We start from the raw sequence: 17702 nt of genomic DNA on the forward strand, positions 1-17702 counted from the left end.
TACGTGCCTCATGACTTTTCTCGGCATTGATATTGGCACGTCCGGCGTCAAGGCGCTGCTGATCGACGAGGCCGGCAAGGCGCTGGGCGAAGCCTCGGCCCCGGCGGTCGAGCCGGTGCGTCCGCATCCCGGCTGGTCCGAGCAGAACCCCACCGACTGGTGGACGGCCACGCTGGGAGCCATCGACAAGCTCAAGCAGAGCCATCCCAAGGCCCTGGCGGCAGTCAGCGGCATCGGGCTTTCGGGCCATATGCATGGCGCGACGCTCCTGGGCGAGAATGACGACGTGCTGCGCCCCTGCATCCTGTGGAACGACGGGCGCTCGGCGGCAGAATGCGCGGAGATGGAAGCGCAGCTCCCCCAGCTGCGCGCGCTGGCCGGCAATATTGCCATGCCCGGCTTCACCGCGCCCAAGATCGCCTGGGTGCGCAAGCATGAGCCGGACATCTACGCCCGCATCCGCAAGGTGCTGCTGCCCAAGGCCTATGTGCGGCTGCTGCTGACCGGCGAACATGTCGAGGACATGTCCGATGCCGCCGGCACGCTCTGGCTCGACGTCGCCAAGCGCGACTGGTCTGATCAATTGCTGGGCGTCACCGGGCTGACGCGCGATCACATGCCGCGCCTTGTCGAGGGCTCGGCGGTTTCGGCGCAATTGAAGCCCGACCTGGCAGCCCGCTGGGGAATGTCCGGCACAGTCGTGGTTGCCGGCGGCGCTGGTGACAATGCCGCCGCCGCCTGTGGCATTGGTGCTATCCGTCCAGGCGAGGGTTTCGTGTCGCTGGGCACCTCGGGCGTGCTGTTCGTTTCCAACGAGAAATTCAGCCCCAATACCGAGGGCGCCGTCCACGCCTTTTGCCACGCCATTCCCGATACCTGGCACCAGATGGGCGTCATCCTCTCGGCCACCGACAGCCTCAACTGGCTCTCGCGCATTTCGGGCAAAAAGCAGGCCGAACTGTCCGGTGAGGCCGAAGCCCAATTCAAGGGGCCGGGCGAGGCCATCTTCCTGCCCTATCTCTCGGGTGAGCGCACGCCACACAATAATGCCAATGCCCGCGGCGCTTTCATCGGCCTCTCCCAATCCACCGACACGGCCCAGCTGGCCCAGGCGGTGATGGAAGGCGTGACCTTCGCCATGCGCGATTGCCAGCGTGTATTGGCCGACGCCGGCACCGGCATCAGCCGGCTCCTGGCCGTGGGCGGAGGCAGCAAGTCAGCCCTCTGGCTCAAAATGCTGGCGACCAATCTCGACATGGAAATCGCCCTGCCCGAGGACGGCGATTTCGGCGGCGCCCTGGGCGCAGCCCGGCTCGGCCTGTGTGCCGCCACCGGGGCCAATCCCATGGATGTCATGTCCATGCCGCCCATACTGACCACCATCGCGCCCGACAGCAAATTGTCGGCCGCCTATACCGATCAATATGCGCGTTATCGCGCGCTCTACCCTGCCATCGAGGAGGCACGTTCGTGACCGATTTTTTCAAGGGCCTGAACCAGGTCAAGTATGAAGGCCCGGAATCCAAAAATCCGCTGGCCTATCGCCACTATAACAAGGACGAGATCGTCGCCGGTAAGCGGATGGAAGACCATATCCGCCCTGCGATTGCCTATTGGCACACCTTCGCCCAGGAAGGCGGCGACCCGTTTGGCGGCCGTACCTTTGATCGCCCCTGGTTCGACAAGGGACTTGAGGGCGCCAAGCTCAAGACCGAAGTGGCGTTTGAATTCTTCAATCTGATCGACGTGCCCTTCTTTGCCTTCCATGATGTCGACGTTGCCCCCGAAGGCGCGACGCTGGCCGAGAGCAACAAGAACCTGCGCGTGATCGGCGATCTGATCGCCCAGAACATGCAAAAGAGCGGCAAGAAACTGCTCTGGGGCACGGCCAATCTGTTCTCCAATCGCCGCTACATGGCTGGCGCGGCCACCAATCCCGATCCGGAAGTCTTTGCCTATGCCGCCGGCCAGGTGAAGGCCGTGCTCGAGCTGACCAATGAACTGGGCGGCGAGAATTATGTGCTCTGGGGCGGCCGCGAAGGCTATGAAACTCTCTTGAATACCAAGATCGGCCAGGAGCAGGACCAGATGGCCCGCTTCCTGCACCTCGTGATCGAGCACGCCGAAAAGATCGGCTTCAAGGGCCAGATCCTGATCGAACCCAAGCCGCAGGAGCCGAGCAAGCACCAGTACGACTTCGACGTCGCCACCGTGTACGGCTTCTTGCAGAAATACGGCCTCGAAAAGAAGGTGAAGTGCAATATCGAGGTTGGCCACGCCTTCCTTGCTGGTCACTCCTTCGAGCACGAATTGGCCGTCGCCTCCTCGCTGGGCATGCTCGGCTCCGTCGACGCCAACCGCAACGACCTGCAGTCGGGCTGGGACACCGATCACTTCCCCAACAATGCCGGGGAAATGGCGCTGGCCTTCTACTACATCCTCAAGCAGGGTGGCCTTGGCCAGGGCGGTTTCAACTTCGACGCCAAGGTGCGTCGCCAGTCGCTTGACCCGGCCGACCTGCTGCACGGCCACATCCTGGGTCTCGATACCCTGGCCCGTGGCCTCAAGGGCGCCGTGGCGCTGATCGAGGACGGCGAATTCGACAAAATGCTGGACGAGCGCTACGCCGGTTGGGAGCAGCCGGGCGCGGCCGCCATGCTCAAGGGCCAGCGCACCCTGGCCGAGATTTCCGACTGGGTGCATGCCGAAGGCATCAACCCCCAGCCGCGCTCCGGCCGGCAGGAATATCTGGAAAACCTGGTCAACCGGTTCGTTTGACCGCAACTTGCCCTGGCCCCTCCCGCGAGGGGCCAGCGGCTCTATTCCGCATGCGGAATGACGACGGTAAAACAAGTGCCTTGTTCGAGCCGCTCAACCGTGAGCGTGGCGCCCAGATGCGCAATTTCCTGCACCAGCATGCGCATGCCGAAGCCCTTGACGGTCATGGGGTCAAAGCCCTCGGGAACGCCGCGCCCGTCATCCCGGACGCACAATTCGATTCCACCCTGCCGCCGCCGCGCGGTGACGGCGATGATCCCGCCATCTTCAGGTCCATAGGCATGTTTTTGCGCATTGGTGACAAGCTCGGAGATGATCAGCGCCACGGGCGTGACGAGATCCTCGCTGATTTCGATCTTGTCGGTGGACGCCACCACATGGGCCCGGTTGATGTGATCGAGTTTTTCGCAGATCGAGCCCACGATCTGGCCGATATCGATCCGGGCATTGAGATCTGCATGTTCGATGATGCGCTGAATCTCGACAATGGCCTGGATGCGGCTGAGCGCCCCGACCAGGGCATTGCGCGCCGTGTCGTCGGAAAGGCTGGAAAGCTGCATGCGCAGCATGGCCTGGATCAGCGCCAGGGAATTGCGCACCCTATGCGTCATCTCCTTGGCCATGAGATGGGTCCGCTCGGCCTGATCGCGCAGCGCCTCGGTGCGCTCGTCGAGCGCCTGTTGCAACCCCGTCTGCCGGTTCACCCGCTCGGTGATATCGACCTGGGTGGCGATGAAATAGAGCAATTCCCCCGAATCATCGAGCATCGGGGCCATGTGAAGCTCGTTCCAGAAGGCGGTCCCGTCCTTCTTGTAGTTCAAAATCTCATGGCTGATGGTCTCGCGGTTCTTGATCGCCTGCTTGAGAATCTGGCGGTCTTCCGGGCGCGTATCGGGGCCTTGCAGGAACCGGCAATTGCGGCCCAGCACTTCGTCCTCGCCATATCCGGTCAGCTGCAGGAACGCGTCGTTGACGAACACCAGCGGGCAGTCCGGCTCGAACGGATCAGCAATGGCGATGGGCACGGCGCTCGATTCGACCGCATGCACGAAGGGCTGCAGCCGCATCTTGGATTTGACGTTCTTCCAGTAGCTCAGTTCTCGAATGTGAAGGTCCACGGCAACGGTTCCATCTTTGACCGCATGGCCCACCGGCCGGCGGTTGCTAACGCTTTTATGGGCGTCCGGTCCGTCTGGCCCGCCCAGCTCCTACCGGGGTTCTGCCCCTTTCAACCCTTCACAACGCAACTGGCCACGTTTTTGTGCCATGGCAGGAGATTTTCATGCCCCAATTGACCAATCCCATCCTCCCCGGCTTCAACCCGGACCCTTCGATTTTGCGCGTCGGCGATGACTATTACATCGCCACCTCGACCTTCGAGTGGTTTCCCGGCGTGCAGATTCATCACTCCAAGGATCTGGCCAATTGGGAGCTGATCACACGTCCGCTCAATCGCAAGACCCAGCTCGACATGCGCGGCGACCCCGACAGCTGCGGCGTCTGGGCGCCCTGCCTCACCCATGACGGGGAAAAATTCTGGCTGGTCTATACCGACGTCAAGCGCAAGGACGGCTCGTTCAAGGACGCGCACAATTACATCGTCTGGGCCGACAAGATCGAAGGCCCCTGGTCCGATCCGATCTACACCAATTCATCGGGCTTTGATCCGAGCCTTTTCCACGACGACGACGGCAAGAAGTGGTTCGTCAACATGACCTGGGACCACCGTCGGCGGCCGCTGCTATTTGCCGGCATCGTGCTGCAGGAATTCGACCCGGTTGCCGAAAAACTGGTCGGGCCGATCAAGAATATCTACAAGGGCACCGACCTCAAGCTGGTCGAGGGGCCGCATCTCTACAAGCGGAACGGCTGGTACTATCTGCTCACGGCAGAAGGTGGCACCGCTTATGACCACGCCTGTACCTTCGCCCGGTCGCGCAATATCGATGGACCCTACGAAACCCACCCCGACCAGCATATCCTCACCAGCAAGGATGCGCCGCTGGCGGCCCTGCAGCGTTCGGGCCATGGCGACATTGTCGAAACCCCTGATGGCAAGACCTATCTGGTGCATCTGACCGGTCGCCCGACCACCCAGGAGCGCCGCTGCGTGCTGGGTCGCGAAACCGCGATCCAGGAAGCCTATTGGGGCGAGGACGACTGGCTCCATGTCAAGGACGGGCCGGTGCCATCGCTGCATGTCGACGTGCCCGGCACGCGCGATGAAGCCAAGTACTGGGCCGAGCAGCGCTATACGTTCGAAAACGGGATGCCCATCGATTTCCAATGGCTGCGCACGCCTGAAACCGAACGCATTTTCTCGACTGAAGGGGGCAAGCTGACCCTGTTCGGGCGCGAAAGTATCGGCTCCTGGTTCGAGCAGGCGCTGGTGGCGCGCCGTCAGCAGCATTTCTCCTATGATGCCGAGACCGTGGTGGACTTCAAGGCCACCGACGAGCGCACCATGGCTGGGCTGACGGCCTATTACAGCCGCTACAATTTCTTCTATCTGGCGGTGACGGCCCATGCCGACGGGCAGCGCGAACTGTTGCTGATGAGCTCGGAAATCTCCTGGCCCGATGGCAATCTGCGCTTCCCGGCCGATCCGGTGCAGATCCCCAATGAGGGCAAGGTGAAGCTTGCCCTGACCATTCGCGGCAAGGCGCTGCAATTCTTCTATGCGCTCGAAGGTCAGGATCTGCAGCCCATCGGACCGGTTCTGGATGCCTCGATCCTTTCGGATGAATGTGGCGGGCACCAGGCTCATGGCAGCTTCACCGGCGCCTTTGTCGGCGTGGCCGCCCATGACCTCAACGGCACGGCGAGCCCGGCCACTTTCGACTATTTCACCTATCGCCCGCAGCACGATGCTTCGGATCGCTATGAGATCGAAGGTCTCGTCACCGGCCCCAAGCAGGGCTGATCACATTTTCCGGCATCGGGGGCGACAACCCCCGGTGCCGGGCGTACTCTCCAATCCATCAGCGGTCGCAGCCCATGCGTCTCGCGCCGGTCAGCGCTCTCGCACCCCGCTGCGGCCTCCGAGCCAACGGAGGAGAGTTGAGCATGACCCAAATGCACATCATGTCCGGCCCCGGCGACAAGCTGGATATGCCCGTAATCCGGCAGATCACCCTGGCTGATCTTGGCACGGTCTTGCGGCAGGGCGCCGCCGATTTCTGGGCCAAGCCAAGCCACTACGTGCTGCTGATGCTGATCTATCCTGTGATCGGCATTGTCCTGACCGTGTGGATGAACGGCTGGCATTCCTGGACCCTGCTCTATCCGCTGGTCGGCGGCTTCGCGCTCATCGGGCCGGTTGCGGCGCTGCCGCTCTATGAGATCTCGCGGCGGCGGGAAATGGGAGAAGATCCGGGTTGGCGCGATGCCGTGAACGTGCTGCGCTCCCCGGCCATGGGCAGTATCCTTGCGGTCGGCACCATGCTGTTCGTGCTGTTCACATTGTGGCTGACCAGTGCGCAGGCGCTCTACGAGAGCCTTTTCGGCCCTTCGCCACCGCGCACGCTGATGGCGCTTTTTACCCAGGTGACCAACGATCCGGGCGGCATGACACTGCTTGCGGTCGGCACCGGCCTCGGCGCTATCTTCGCGCTCGTCGTGCTTTGCACCAGCGTCATCGCCTTCCCGCTGCTGCTCGACCGTGACGTGGGCGCCTATGTGGCCGTCGAAACATCGGTCCGGGCGGTGCTCTATAACCGGGTGCCGCTGTTCGTCTGGGGCGTCATTGTCGGCGCCGGCATCTTCCTCGCTTCGCTGCCGCTCTTCGTCGGCCTGGCGGTGGTGCTGCCCATATTCGGCCACGCCACCTGGCACCTTTATCGCAAGCTGGTGGAGCCGGCCTCGCTCATTCGCAACGCCTGAAGGTGAAGCGCAAGAAGCGGGGCAAAGATTGCGCCCGGGCGGTTGGATTTTACGCGCGAACCGCCTAAGGTCCGGGTTCACCTTCGAGCCCTGACCGCTTAGCGCCCCATGGACCAATCCACCTTCGAGGCCCCCGCCGGTGCCGCATCTGCGGCGCTGACGCCCATGATGGCGCAGTATTTCGAGATCAAGGCGGTCAATCCCGGCTATCTGCTGTTCTATCGCATGGGCGATTTCTACGAGCTGTTCTTTGAGGACGCCGAGATCGCCAGCGCCGCGCTGGGCATTGTGCTGACCAAGCGCGGCAAGCATTTGGGTGAAGATATCGGCATGTGCGGCGTGCCCATCCACGCGGCCAATGACTATCTCAACAAGCTGATCCGGCTGGGCCATCGGGTGGCCATCTGCGAACAGATGGAAGACCCCGCCGAGGCCAAGAAGCGTGGTTCCAAATCGGTCGTGAAGCGCGACGTGGTGCGTCTCGTCACCCCGGGCACGCTGACCGAGGATGATCACCTTGACGCGCGCGCCTCCAATTATCTGGCGGCGCTGGCCATGGTTCGGCACGGCGACGTGGATTTCGCGCTGGCCTGGGCCGATATTTCGACCGGCGAGACTTTTGTCGCCGACCTTACGGCAGAGACCCTGGCCGATGAAATGGCCCGCGTTGCGCCCGCCGAATTGCTGCTGGCCGACGCCACCCGTGCGGCGCTCGTCGAACGGCACCTCTTTGCCCCCGCCTGGGCCGGCATTGCCACTAACATCGCCCCGGCGCTGGCCGATAGCGAAGCAGCTATGCCGGTATTGCGCTCAGCCTTCCCGGCCGATCTTTTCGACCCAAGCGCGCTCAGTCGCGCCGGTCGCGCGGCGCTGGGTGCGCTGGTGGCCTATATCGGGGACAGCCAGAAGGGCCGGACCGCGCCGCTGCGGCCGCCCCAGGCCAATCCCGCCGAAACCACCATGGCCATTGATGCGGCGACGCGCTCAAGCCTTGAAATCCTCCAGACCCAGCGCGGTCAGACCAAGGGATCGCTGCGCCACTCCATTGACCTGACGGTCACCGCTTCCGGCGCGCGCCTCCTGGCCAGCCGGTTGGCGGCGCCGCTGCGCCGGGCCGATGCGATCAATGAACGGCTCGATGCGGTGGCGCGGCTGGTCGATGACACGCTGTTGCGCGGCAGGCTTCGGCAGGACCTCAAATCCGTGCCTGACCTCGCCCGGGCCCTGTCGCGGCTGGCGCTGGAACGCGGCGGCCCACGCGACCTGGCCGCGATTGGCAAGGCCGTGGGCGCGGCACTTGCACTGGCGACGCATCTGGGCAACCAGCCCGAGCTGCCGCCGGTTCTGGCAGACCTGGCCAAGACACTGGGCGCTGCACCGCGGACCCTCGCCAGCGAAATGGGCCTGGCGCTCGACGACGAATTGCCACTTCTGGCGCGCGATGGCGGCTTCGTGCGGCCCGCCTATGACGGGGTGCTCGACGAGGAACGGGCGCTGGGGCGCGAAACCCGCGCTGTGGTCGCTGCTTTGCAGGCCCGGCTGATGGACGAGACCGATGTGCGCTCCCTCAAGATCAAGCACAATGGCGTGCTCGGCTTCTTCGTCGAAGTGCCGGCCAATCACGGCCAGAAACTGCTCGAAGCCCCGCATCGCGAGACGTTCATCCATCGCCAGACCATGGCCAATGCCATGCGGTTCACCACGACCGAACTGGCTGAACTCGAAGGCCGCATCGCCCGGGCGCAGGATGCGGCGCTCGACATTGAACTCAGGATTTTTGCGCGGCTGCGCCAGATGGTGTTGGCAGAGACGCTGCAGTTGCAGGGCCTCGCCGATGCCTTGGCCGAGCTCGATGTGACCGCCGCTCTCGCCGAAGTGTCAGCCCTGCGCGGCTATTGCCGTCCCATCGTCGATGACAGCCTTGCTTTCGCCATTTCGGGCGGGCGTCATCCGGTGGTGGAATTGATGGTCAAGGCCGAAGGCCAGAGCTTTGTCGCCAATGACGCCGATCTTTCGGGCAGCGAACAGGTCGGTGGCGGTTCACTCTGGCTGGTCACCGGCCCCAATATGGGTGGTAAATCCACCTTCCTGCGGCAGAATGCGCTGATTGCCATCCTTGCCCAGATGGGCTGCTACGTGCCCGCCGACCGTGCCCATATCGGCGTCGTTGACCGGCTGTTTTCCCGCGTTGGCGCCAGCGACGACATTGCCCATGGCCGCTCGACCTTCATGGTCGAAATGGTGGAAACGGCGGCCATCCTCAATCGCGCAACGCGGCGGAGCCTCGTTGTTCTGGACGAGATCGGCCGGGGCACGGCGACCTTCGATGGCCTGTCCATCGCCTGGGCGGCGGTTGAGGCGCTGCATGAAACCACGGGCTGCCGGGCGCTGTTCGCCACTCATTTCCATGAGCTGACCAGCCTTGCCAAGACGCTGTCGCGCGTGGCCAATGTCACCATGAAGGTGCGCGAATGGGAGGGCGAGGTCGTTTTCCTTCATGAGGTGGGGCCAGGCGCTGCCGATCGCTCCTATGGCATCCAGGTGGCGCGCCTTGCGGGCCTGCCCGCGCCGGTCATCGCCCGCGCCAAACAGGTTCTGGACGTGCTCGAACAGCGCTCCTCCGGCTCCGCCTCTTCCAGCCAGAAAGCCAGCGTGCTAGACGATCTGCCGCTCTTTGCCCATCAGCCAGCGCCGGCCCCCAAGGGCAAGGACCCCATTCACGAAGCGATTGATGCCGTTCGCCCCGACGAAATGACCCCGCGGCAAGCCATTGAGGCGCTGTACAACTTGAAGAAACTCCGCGATGACGCTCGCCGAAGCTGAGGCCAAGCCCAAAAAGGCACAGTTCGCGCTGAAGACGGCCGATGTTCTGGTGGCTGAGTTCGACGCCCTGCTCGGCGATGAACCCGCCCGCGCCCCCACGGCCCGTGCAGCGATCCTGGCCCATTGCCGGCAGACGCTGAGCGAGGCCCGGGCCAGCGCCGAAGCTGAACTTCTGGCCAATAACAAAGGCACCCGCTGCGCCCAGAACCTGAGCGCCGCCCAAGACGAAATCATCACCGCCGTGCATCGCTTCGCGACCACGCGGGTCTATCCGGTTGATAATCCATCGGGCGCCGAGGCCATCGCGCTCTCCGCCGTTGGCGGCTATGGACGCGGCACGCTGGCGCCGGGGTCGGACATCGATCTGCTGTTCATCCTGCCCTACAAGCAGACCCCCTGGGGCGAGCAGGTCACCGAATACATTCTCTATATGCTCTGGGACCTGGGGCAGAAGGTCGGCCACGCAGTGCGCTCGGTGGATGAATGTATCCGCATGGCCCGCGCCGACATGACGGTGCGCACGGCAACGCTCGAAGCGCGCTTTCTCACCGGCGACAAGGCGCTCTACCAGCAATTGGTACAGCGCTTCGAAGACGAGATCATGCCGCGCACCGGGCCCGAATTCATTGCCGCCAAGATGGCCGAACGCGACGAGCGCCACAAGCAGATGGGCAATACCCGCTATGTGGTCGAGCCCAATATCAAGGACGGCAAGGGCGGGCTGCGCGACCTCAACACGCTGTTCTGGATCGGGAAATATTTCTATCAGGTCAAGACCAGCCATGAACTGGTCGGCAAGCAGGTGTTGACCGGGGCCGAATACCGCCTGTTCTCCCGCGCCGAGGACTTCCTGTGGTCAGTGCGCTGCCATTTGCACTTCGTCACCGGCCGCGCTGATGAAAAACTGACGTTCGACATGCAGCCCGAACTGGCCCGCCGCATGGGCTATGCCGAGCGGCTTGGCATGCTCGGGGTCGAGCGCTTCATGAAGCGCTATTTCCTCGTCGCCAAGGACGTTGGCGACCTTACCCGCATTATCTGCGCATCGCTCGAATTCCACCACGCCAAGGACATGGACCTGGTGGGGCGGGTGCTCGCCCCGTTCCGCTCGGGCAAGTCAAAGATCAAGGGCGAAACCGCTTTCGTGGTCGATACCGGCCGGCTCAATATCGCTACGCCGGACGTCTTTGAAAAAGACCCGGTCAATATCATCCGTGCCTTCATGGTGGCGGGCCGCGAGGAACTGCTGTTCCACCCCGATGCCATCAAGCATATTCGCGACAGCCTCAGGCTGATCGACAACAAACTGCGCAACGATCCCAGGGCCAATGCGCATTTCCTGACCATCCTGACCAATGCCAATTATGTCGAGCGCATCCTGCGGCAGATGAACGAAAGCGGCGTGCTGGGCAAGTTCGTGCCCGACTTCGGCAAGATCGTCGCCCTGATGCAGTTCAACATGTATCACCACTATACCGTGGACGAGCACCTGATCCGCTCGGTCGGCGTCATGGCCGAGATCGCCAATGGCGGGCTGCGCAATGAATTGCCGCTGACTCACGAGCTGCTGCCCCAGCTCAACGACACAAGACTGCTCTATGTGGCGCTGTTCCTTCATGACATTGCCAAGGGCCGCCCCGAGGATCATTCCATTGCCGGCGCCCGCATCGCCAAAAAACTCTGTCCGCGCTTCGGGCTCAACGAGGCCGAGACCGACACTGTCTCCTGGCTGATCGAATACCACCTGTTGATGAGCGAGATCGCCCAGGCCCGCGATATCCAGGACCCCGAGACCGCCAAGGCCTTTGCCGATGTGGTGCAATCGCCGCAACGCCTGGCCCTCTTGATGATCCTCACCGCCTGCGATATCCGCGCCGTGGGACCGGGCACCTGGACCGGCTGGAAGGGCTCGCTGTTGCGCGCGCTCTATTTTGCTACCGAGCCATTGCTGTCGGGCGGACACAGTCAGGTCAGCCAGTCCGACCGGGTCAATTCGGCACGCAAGGCGCTGACCGAAGCGCTATCGGGTTGGCCGCCGGCCGATGTCGAAGCCTATACGGCTCGCCACTATGACCACTATTGGCTGCGCGCCGAGCCGGAATTGCAGCTCGAACACGCCCGGATGATCCGCACTGCTGACATTGCCGATCAGCCTTTTGCCGGCTCGATCCGGGTCAAGGCGTTCGAGGGCATTACCGAGGTGAGCTTTTACACGCCCGACCACCCGCGCCTGCTCTCGCTGATCGCCGGCGCCTGCACCATGCAGGACGCCTCGATCATCGGGGCGCAGATTTTTTCGACCCGCGATGGCCGCGCCATCGATACGTTCCGTTTGAAGCGCTCGTTTACCTCGGATGAGGACGAAAAGGTCCGCGCCACGCGCATCATCGATACGGTCAAGCAATTGCTGCAGGGCAAGCGCCAGGTGATGATCGACCTGGGCAAGGAATCGCGCCACAACAAGCGCCTCCGGCCCTTTACCCTCCCCGCGCAGGTTTCGGTCAGCAACGCCATTTCGGAAAAATTCACGGTCATCGAAGTGTCCGGCCTCGACCGGATCGGGCTTCTTTATGCGCTGACCCGCGAGATTTCCGATCTCAGCCTCACCATCGGTTCGGCCCACATTGGCACCTATGGCGAAAAGGCCGTCGACGTTTTCTATGTCACCGACCTGACGGCCCAGAAAATCCATGTCAAAGCGCGACAGAAGAAAATCCACGACGCGCTGATGAACGTGTTCAAGCGGCCGGTCGAGGATAAGAAGGTGGTCAATGGGTGAGGGCTGCGCCGGCCCCGGTGGTCCGGTTCCTTTGCCTCCCTCCCCCCTGAGGGGAGGGAACGAGGGTGGGCGTGTCGGCGCCTCCGCGCTTACCGAGCATGAGGCGATCACGACACCCCCACCCCAACCCCTCCCCTCAAGGGGGAGGGGCTTTGATCGTGGCCGTGGCCGTTCATGAGCCTCTTCCGCAATTTTGTCTCTGTCGGCTCGCTGACCCTCTTGAGCCGCATTGCCGGGTTCGTGCGCGATGCCTTGATGGCGGCGGTGCTGGGCACGGGACCGGCGGCGGACGCCTTCTTCGCTGCCTTCCGCTTTCCCAACCTCTTCCGGCGCCTCTTTGCCGAAGGCGCCTTCAATACTGCATTCGTGCCCATGTTCTCCGGCGCGCTGGAACGGGAGGGCGAAGAGGGGGCGAAACTGCTTGCGGCCCGCATCATGAGCTGGCTCGTGGTCATGCTGGTGATCACCACGATCCTGGCCGAAATCTTCATGCCCCAGATCATGCTGGCTTTTGTGCCCGGCTTCGTCGGTGACGCGGAAAAGTTTGAGCTGACCGTGCTGCTGACGCGGATCATGTTCCCCTATCTCGCCTGCATGTCACTGATGGCCGCCTATGGCGCCATTCTGAATACGCTGGGACGGTTCTTTGCAGCGGCCTTTGCGCCGGTGCTGCTCAATCTCGTCAATATCGCCATGCTGATTCCCCTGGCGACGTTCTGGCTCAAGTCGCCAGAGGAGGCGACCATCTGGGTGGCGCTGGCGACCATGGGGGGCGGCGTGGCGCAATTGGTGCTGGTCTGGGCGGCGATTGAGCGCAGCGGCTTCCGCCCGGCTTTTCGCCTGCCGCGGCTGGATGCGGAAGTGCGCCGTTTCTGGGTGCTGGCGGTGCCGGCCATCCTCGCCGGAGGCATCACCCAGATCAATATCTTCGTGGGCACCATCATCGCCTCGGGCGCAGCCAATGCCATTGCGGTGCTCTCCTATGCCGACAGGCTCTATCAGCTGCCGCTCGGGATCATCGGCATTGCCATTGGCACGGTGCTGCTGCCCGAATTGTCCCGGCATCTTAAGGGGGGACGTGCGGCCGAGGCCCGGCAAAGCCAGGACCAGGCGCTGTTCGTCGCCATGCTGCTCACCATGCCGGCGGCAGTCGCGCTGATGGCGCTGGCCGAACCCATTGTGCGGGTATTGTTCGAGCGCGGCGCCTTCGATGCGCTGGCGACACAGCAGACCGCCGAGGCGCTGATTGCCTTTTCCGCCGGCCTGCCGGCCTATGTGCTCATCCGCGTGCTGCAGCCGGGGTTCTTCGCCCGCGAGGACACGCTGACGCCGACAATTTTCGCCGGCATCAGCGTCGCCGCCAATATCGCCATTTCGCTCTGGCTGTTCCCGAGCCTTGTCCATGTCGGCATTGCGATTGCTACGGCAGCATCATCCTGGCTCAATGTGGTGCTGCTGGCCGGCACCCTTGCCCTGCGCCGGCATTTTGCGCTCACCGCGCAGCAATGGCGCGGGCAGCTTGCCATCGTCCTGATCAGCGCGAGCATGGGTGTCGCGCTCTGGCTGCTGGCCGACCAGGGCGCGGCCCATCTGGCCAGCGGCGTGCCGCTCTGGCGGCAGGCCGGGGTTCTGGCGGCTCTGGTGCTCTTTGGGTTCGTTTCCTATTTCACCCTGGCCCATATCACCGGCACCCAGCGCCTGGGGCAGCTGCTGCGCCGCTTGCGCCGCCGGTAAGCGGTTCCCAATGCGTCCGCTCCCGTATAGAACGGGCCTTCCTTCTCGAGCATCCACTGGCAATCTGACTCATGGCATTCACCCCCCGCGTTTTTTCGGGCATCAAGCCTTCCGGCGATCTGCATCTGGGCAATTACCTCGGCGCCATCCGCCGCTTCGTCCCCCTGCAGGAGACGCATGAGACCATCTATTGCGTGGTCGACATGCACGCCATTACCGTCTGGCAGGACCCCGAAGACCTGCGGCGCTGGACCTATGAAATTGCCGCCGCCTATATCGCTGCCGGTGTCGATCCGACCCGCTCGATCATCTTCAATCAGAGCCAGGTGATGGAACACGCCGAGCTCAGCTGGGTGTTCAACTGCGTCGCCCGGATGGGCTGGATGGCGCGCATGACCCAGTTCAAGGACAAGGCCGGCGAGAACAGCGAGAACGTCTCGCTGGGCTTGTTTGCCTATCCCTCGCTGATGGCGGCCGACATCCTGCTCTACAAGGCGACAGCGGTGCCGGTGGGCGAGGACCAGCGCCAGCATCTCGAGCTGACCCGCGACATCGCCAAAAAGTTCAATCACGACTTCAAAAAGCAGATCAAATCGGCCGGCTTCAAGGACGAGTTCTTCCCCATCACCGAAACCCTGGCGACCGGGCCGGCCATGCGTGTCAAATCGCTCAAGGACGGCACCAAGAAGATGAGCAAGTCCGAAGCCTCGGACCTCGCCACCATCTATATGATGGACGGCGCCGATCTCATCGCCAAAAAGATCAAGCGGGCCACCACCGACCCCGCCGCTCTGCCCAGCGAAGTTGCGGGACTGGCTGACCGCCCTGAGGCCGAAAACCTCGTGGGCATATATGCAGCACTCTCCAACCGCACGGCCGAAGCGGTGCTTGGCGAATTCGGCGGCCAGGGTTGGGGCGTCTTCAAGCCGGCGCTGGCCGATCTGGCGGTGTCTGTCCTTGCGCCCATCGCCGATGAAATGGCCCGCCTGGTGGCTGATCGGGGCGAGATGGACCGCATTCTGCGGGACGGCGCCGCGCGCGCGCGGGCCATTGCCCAGCCCATCATGGCCGATGTACGCAATATCGTCGGCTTTGTCCGCTAGCAGTTACGGAGGCGCCTTTGGTTTCGCAGGTCGAATACAAGCGCAAGTTCCTCGTGGTCATCGACGAGACCGAGGAATGTGAAAGGGCCCTGACCTTTGCGGCCTGGCGCGTCAAGCGCACAGGCGGCACCGTGGTCATGATGACGGTCATCCCGCAGCCCGAATTCATCGGCCTGGGGGTTGAGGACGTGTTGCGGGCCGAGGCTGTCGAGGAAGCGGAGCGCAATCTTGACCGGCGCATGGCCCGGATCAGGGAAATTGGCGATGTGCGCGCCGAATCGGTGATCCGCGAGGGCAATGGTCCCGAACAGATCGAGCGCGTCATCGACAAGGACCACGACATTGCCATTCTGGTGCTAGCGGCCTCCAAGTCCCCGGATGGCCCCGGTCCGCTGGTGACCCATTTTGCCGCTCGGGCCAATGTGCTCCCGATCCCCCTGACCATCGTCCCCGGCCGCATGAGCGACGACGAAGTGATCGCGATCTGCTGAACGACCGTGCGCAGCACGGGCAAATCATGCCGGTGGGATGATTTGAGTGAAGCAGGCCATGGACCTGTGGTGACGCGTCTGAGCGTCGAAACAGGCCATTGGTGGTGCGCGAATGCCGAGAGCGGCCGCGCATGAGCCCGATGCGCAATCACCTATTGCATCCTGACCACAAAAGTCTATTTTAGAAACATTCTAATTGCACTGACGCGCAGGGACATCCCATGTTCATCCAGACTGAAGCCACGCCCAATCCGGCAACCCTGAAGTTCCTGCCGGGCCGCGAAGTGCTGGTCGGTGAACCGCGCGATTTCCGCTCTCCCGACGCGGCTGCGGCCTCGCCGCTGGCCATGGGCCTATTCGCCATTTCCGGTGTTTCCGGCGTGTTCCTGGGTTCAGACTTTATCTCGGTCACCAAGGACGACACCAATTGGGCCCATATCAAGCCGGCCATTCTGGGCGTGATCATGGATCATTTCCTCTCCGGCAAGCCGGTCATCGCCGAAGGCGGCACCCCGGTTGCCGAGGATGATGGCGGCGAAGAATTCTTCGACGAGGACGACAAGGAAATGGTCGAAGTCATCAAGGAACTGCTGGCCACCCGCGTGCGTCCGGCCGTGGCCATGGATGGCGGCGACATCATCTTCAAGGGTTTCAAGGAAGGCACCGTGTTCCTGCACATGCAGGGCGCCTGCTCGGGCTGCCCGTCCTCGACCGCGACCCTCAAGAACGGCATCGAGAACCTGCTTCGCCACTTCGTGCCGGGCGTGGAAGCGGTTCAGCAGGTCTAAATCCAGCCTGAAGCCACAACAGTTCAGCAGCAAGCCGGAAGCCCGATGAACAGTTCATCGGGCTTTCGTCTATCAGGACCCTCGGAATGACCGTCACCGCCACCATTGAAAGCCTCGGCCACAAGGGCGAGGGTGTCGCCCTGATCGATGGCCGCAAGGTCTTCGTGCCCTTTGCCCTGCCCGGTGAAACGGTGGTGATGGAGGTGGACGGGGAACGCGGCACGGTTCACCAGGTGCTGAACGCGGCACCCAACCGCGCAAAACCCTTTTGCCCGCATTTTGGCACCTGTGGCGGGTGCCAATTGCAGCACCTGGATGCGCCGGGCTATGCGGCCTTCAAGACCGGCCTTGTGGAAACGCCGCTCCGCCTCGTCGGGATTGATGCCAAGGTCGAGCGCTTTGTCACCGCCCATGGCGCCGGCCGGCGTCGGGCGACCCTTCACGCCCGCAAGGATGCGGCCGGCTATATGCGGCTCAAGAGCCATGACCTGCTTGACCTTGATGCCTGCCCGATCCTCGTACCGGCGCTGCAACGTGCCCCCGATGTTGCCCGGGCGCTGGGCGCCGCAATCGGGGAATGCGACATCAGCTTTACTGCCACCAATGCCGGGCTGGACGTGGGCATCCGCAAGGCGCCCAAGGGCACGCGTGCCGAAAAGCTGGTGCCGCTGGCCAATAGTCTGGGCCTGGCCCGGCTGGCACTTGAGCGCGAGATGATCCTGCTTCGCCAGCAGCCCAGCGTGACCATGGGACGTTCCGAAGTCGACCTGCCCATCGGCAGCTTCCTGCAGGCCACCGGCGAGGCCGAAGCCGTGCTCGCCGACTATGTGGTGGGCGCAGTGGGCAAGGCGAAATCTGTCGCGGACCTCTTTTGCGGCATCGGGCCTTTTTCGCTGCGGTTGGCTGAAAATGCACCGGTCTATGCCGCCGACAGCGACAAGGCCGGTATCTTGGCGCTGGACAAGGCGGTGCGCCACACCAAGGGGTTGAAGGCCGTCACCGGCAAGGCGCGAGACCTCTTCCGCGACCCGCTCACCCGCTTTGAATTGACCTTTGAAACTGTGGTGCTGGACCCGCCCCGGGCCGGTGCCGAAGCCCAGATCAAGGAAATCGCACTCTCCAAGGTGCGCCATGTGGTCATGGTGGCATGCGATCCAAAAAGCTTTGCCCGCGATGCGGCTCTGCTCGTTCAGGCCGGGTTCATCTTGAGTGATCTAATAGCGGTGGATCAGTTCGCTTTCTCGACTCATGTCGAGCTGGCGGCGACGTTCCGGCGCTGACGCCGCGAACATTTTAAAAAGGGACGTTGTCCCGCAACTCTGCC

General features: G+C 63.1%; 12 protein-coding genes. 11 read left to right on the top strand and 1 reads right to left on the bottom strand.

Annotated elements, in window-relative coordinates; translation table 11 throughout:
• Positions 1-10 precede the first annotated feature (10 nt).
• Positions 11-1474: a xylulokinase gene (gene xylB, locus NIM87_RS05600; protein WP_254673653.1), complete on the top strand. Its 1464-nt coding sequence runs from the start codon at positions 11-13 to the stop codon at positions 1472-1474.
• A complete protein-coding gene (gene xylA / locus NIM87_RS05605; RefSeq protein ID WP_254673654.1) occupies positions 1471-2778 on the top strand; it encodes a xylose isomerase in 1308 nt (435 codons plus the stop codon). Before xylB ends, xylA begins: the two co-directional genes overlap by 4 nt.
• A gap of 41 nt (positions 2779-2819) precedes the next feature.
• Here the strand turns inward: xylA and NIM87_RS05610 are convergent, their stop codons facing one another.
• On the bottom strand, positions 2820-3896 hold the full coding sequence (locus NIM87_RS05610) for a PAS domain-containing protein (RefSeq protein ID WP_254673655.1): 1077 nt from the start codon (positions 3894-3896) through the stop codon (positions 2820-2822).
• A gap of 164 nt (positions 3897-4060) precedes the next feature.
• Here NIM87_RS05610 and NIM87_RS05615 point away from each other — a divergent pair, with 164 nt between their 5' ends.
• From NIM87_RS05615 to NIM87_RS05655, 9 genes are all read left to right on the top strand, one after another.
• Positions 4061-5701: a glycoside hydrolase family 43 protein gene (locus NIM87_RS05615; RefSeq protein WP_254673656.1), complete on the top strand. Its 1641-nt coding sequence runs from the start codon at positions 4061-4063 to the stop codon at positions 5699-5701.
• Between the two features lie 143 nt (positions 5702-5844).
• The gene (locus NIM87_RS05620; protein ID WP_254673657.1) at positions 5845-6660 is read left to right on the top strand and encodes a DUF2189 domain-containing protein; all 816 of its coding nucleotides are present in this window, start codon (positions 5845-5847) and stop codon (positions 6658-6660) included.
• 108 nt (positions 6661-6768) lie between these two features.
• Positions 6769-9483 (top strand): DNA mismatch repair protein MutS, encoded by a 2715-nt coding sequence (gene mutS / locus NIM87_RS05625; protein WP_254673658.1) that lies wholly within the window; start codon positions 6769-6771, stop codon positions 9481-9483.
• The gene (locus NIM87_RS05630; RefSeq protein ID WP_254673659.1) at positions 9464-12262 is read left to right on the top strand and encodes a [protein-PII] uridylyltransferase; all 2799 of its coding nucleotides are present in this window, start codon (positions 9464-9466) and stop codon (positions 12260-12262) included. Before mutS ends, NIM87_RS05630 begins: the two co-directional genes overlap by 20 nt.
• A 174-nt stretch (positions 12263-12436) precedes the next feature.
• Positions 12437-13996 carry a murein biosynthesis integral membrane protein MurJ gene (gene murJ, locus NIM87_RS05635; protein ID WP_254673660.1) on the top strand — a complete coding sequence of 520 codons (1560 nt, stop codon included), beginning with the start codon at positions 12437-12439 and terminating at the stop codon, positions 13994-13996.
• Between the two features lie 71 nt (positions 13997-14067).
• Positions 14068-15099, top strand: a complete 1032-nt coding sequence (gene trpS, locus NIM87_RS05640; protein WP_254673661.1) for a tryptophan--tRNA ligase — start codon at positions 14068-14070, stop codon at positions 15097-15099.
• A 17-nt stretch (positions 15100-15116) separates the two neighbouring features.
• Positions 15117-15590, top strand: coding sequence for a universal stress protein (locus tag NIM87_RS05645; protein ID WP_254673662.1), 474 nt, complete (start codon positions 15117-15119; stop codon positions 15588-15590).
• A gap of 221 nt (positions 15591-15811) precedes the next feature.
• Positions 15812-16378: a NifU family protein gene (locus NIM87_RS05650; RefSeq protein ID WP_254673663.1), complete on the top strand. Its 567-nt coding sequence runs from the start codon at positions 15812-15814 to the stop codon at positions 16376-16378.
• 86 nt (positions 16379-16464) lie between these two features.
• A complete protein-coding gene (locus NIM87_RS05655) occupies positions 16465-17658 on the top strand; it encodes a class I SAM-dependent RNA methyltransferase (RefSeq protein WP_254673664.1) in 1194 nt (397 codons plus the stop codon).
• Positions 17659-17702: the final 44 nt, after the last annotated feature.

It is taken from the genome of Devosia ureilytica (assembly GCF_024273195.1).
Classification (GTDB): Bacteria; Pseudomonadota; Alphaproteobacteria; order Rhizobiales; family Devosiaceae; genus Devosia; species Devosia ureilytica.

Excerpts from the sequence above, each read along its gene's own strand:
- mutS (WP_254673658.1), top strand. The coding sequence starts at position 6,769 with ATGGACCAATCCACCTTCGAGGCCCCCGCCGGTGCCGCATCTGCGGCG.
- NIM87_RS05620 (WP_254673657.1), top strand. The coding sequence starts at position 5,845 with ATGACCCAAATGCACATCATGTCCGGCCCCGGCGACAAGCTGGATATG.
- trpS (WP_254673661.1), top strand. The coding sequence starts at position 14,068 with ATGGCATTCACCCCCCGCGTTTTTTCGGGCATCAAGCCTTCCGGCGAT.
- murJ (WP_254673660.1), top strand. The coding sequence starts at position 12,437 with ATGAGCCTCTTCCGCAATTTTGTCTCTGTCGGCTCGCTGACCCTCTTG.
- xylB (WP_254673653.1), top strand. The coding sequence starts at position 11 with ATGACTTTTCTCGGCATTGATATTGGCACGTCCGGCGTCAAGGCGCTG.
- NIM87_RS05615 (WP_254673656.1), top strand. The coding sequence starts at position 4,061 with ATGCCCCAATTGACCAATCCCATCCTCCCCGGCTTCAACCCGGACCCT.
- NIM87_RS05630 (WP_254673659.1), top strand. The coding sequence starts at position 9,464 with ATGACGCTCGCCGAAGCTGAGGCCAAGCCCAAAAAGGCACAGTTCGCG.
- NIM87_RS05655 (WP_254673664.1), top strand. The coding sequence starts at position 16,465 with ATGACCGTCACCGCCACCATTGAAAGCCTCGGCCACAAGGGCGAGGGT.
- NIM87_RS05650 (WP_254673663.1), top strand. The coding sequence starts at position 15,812 with ATGTTCATCCAGACTGAAGCCACGCCCAATCCGGCAACCCTGAAGTTC.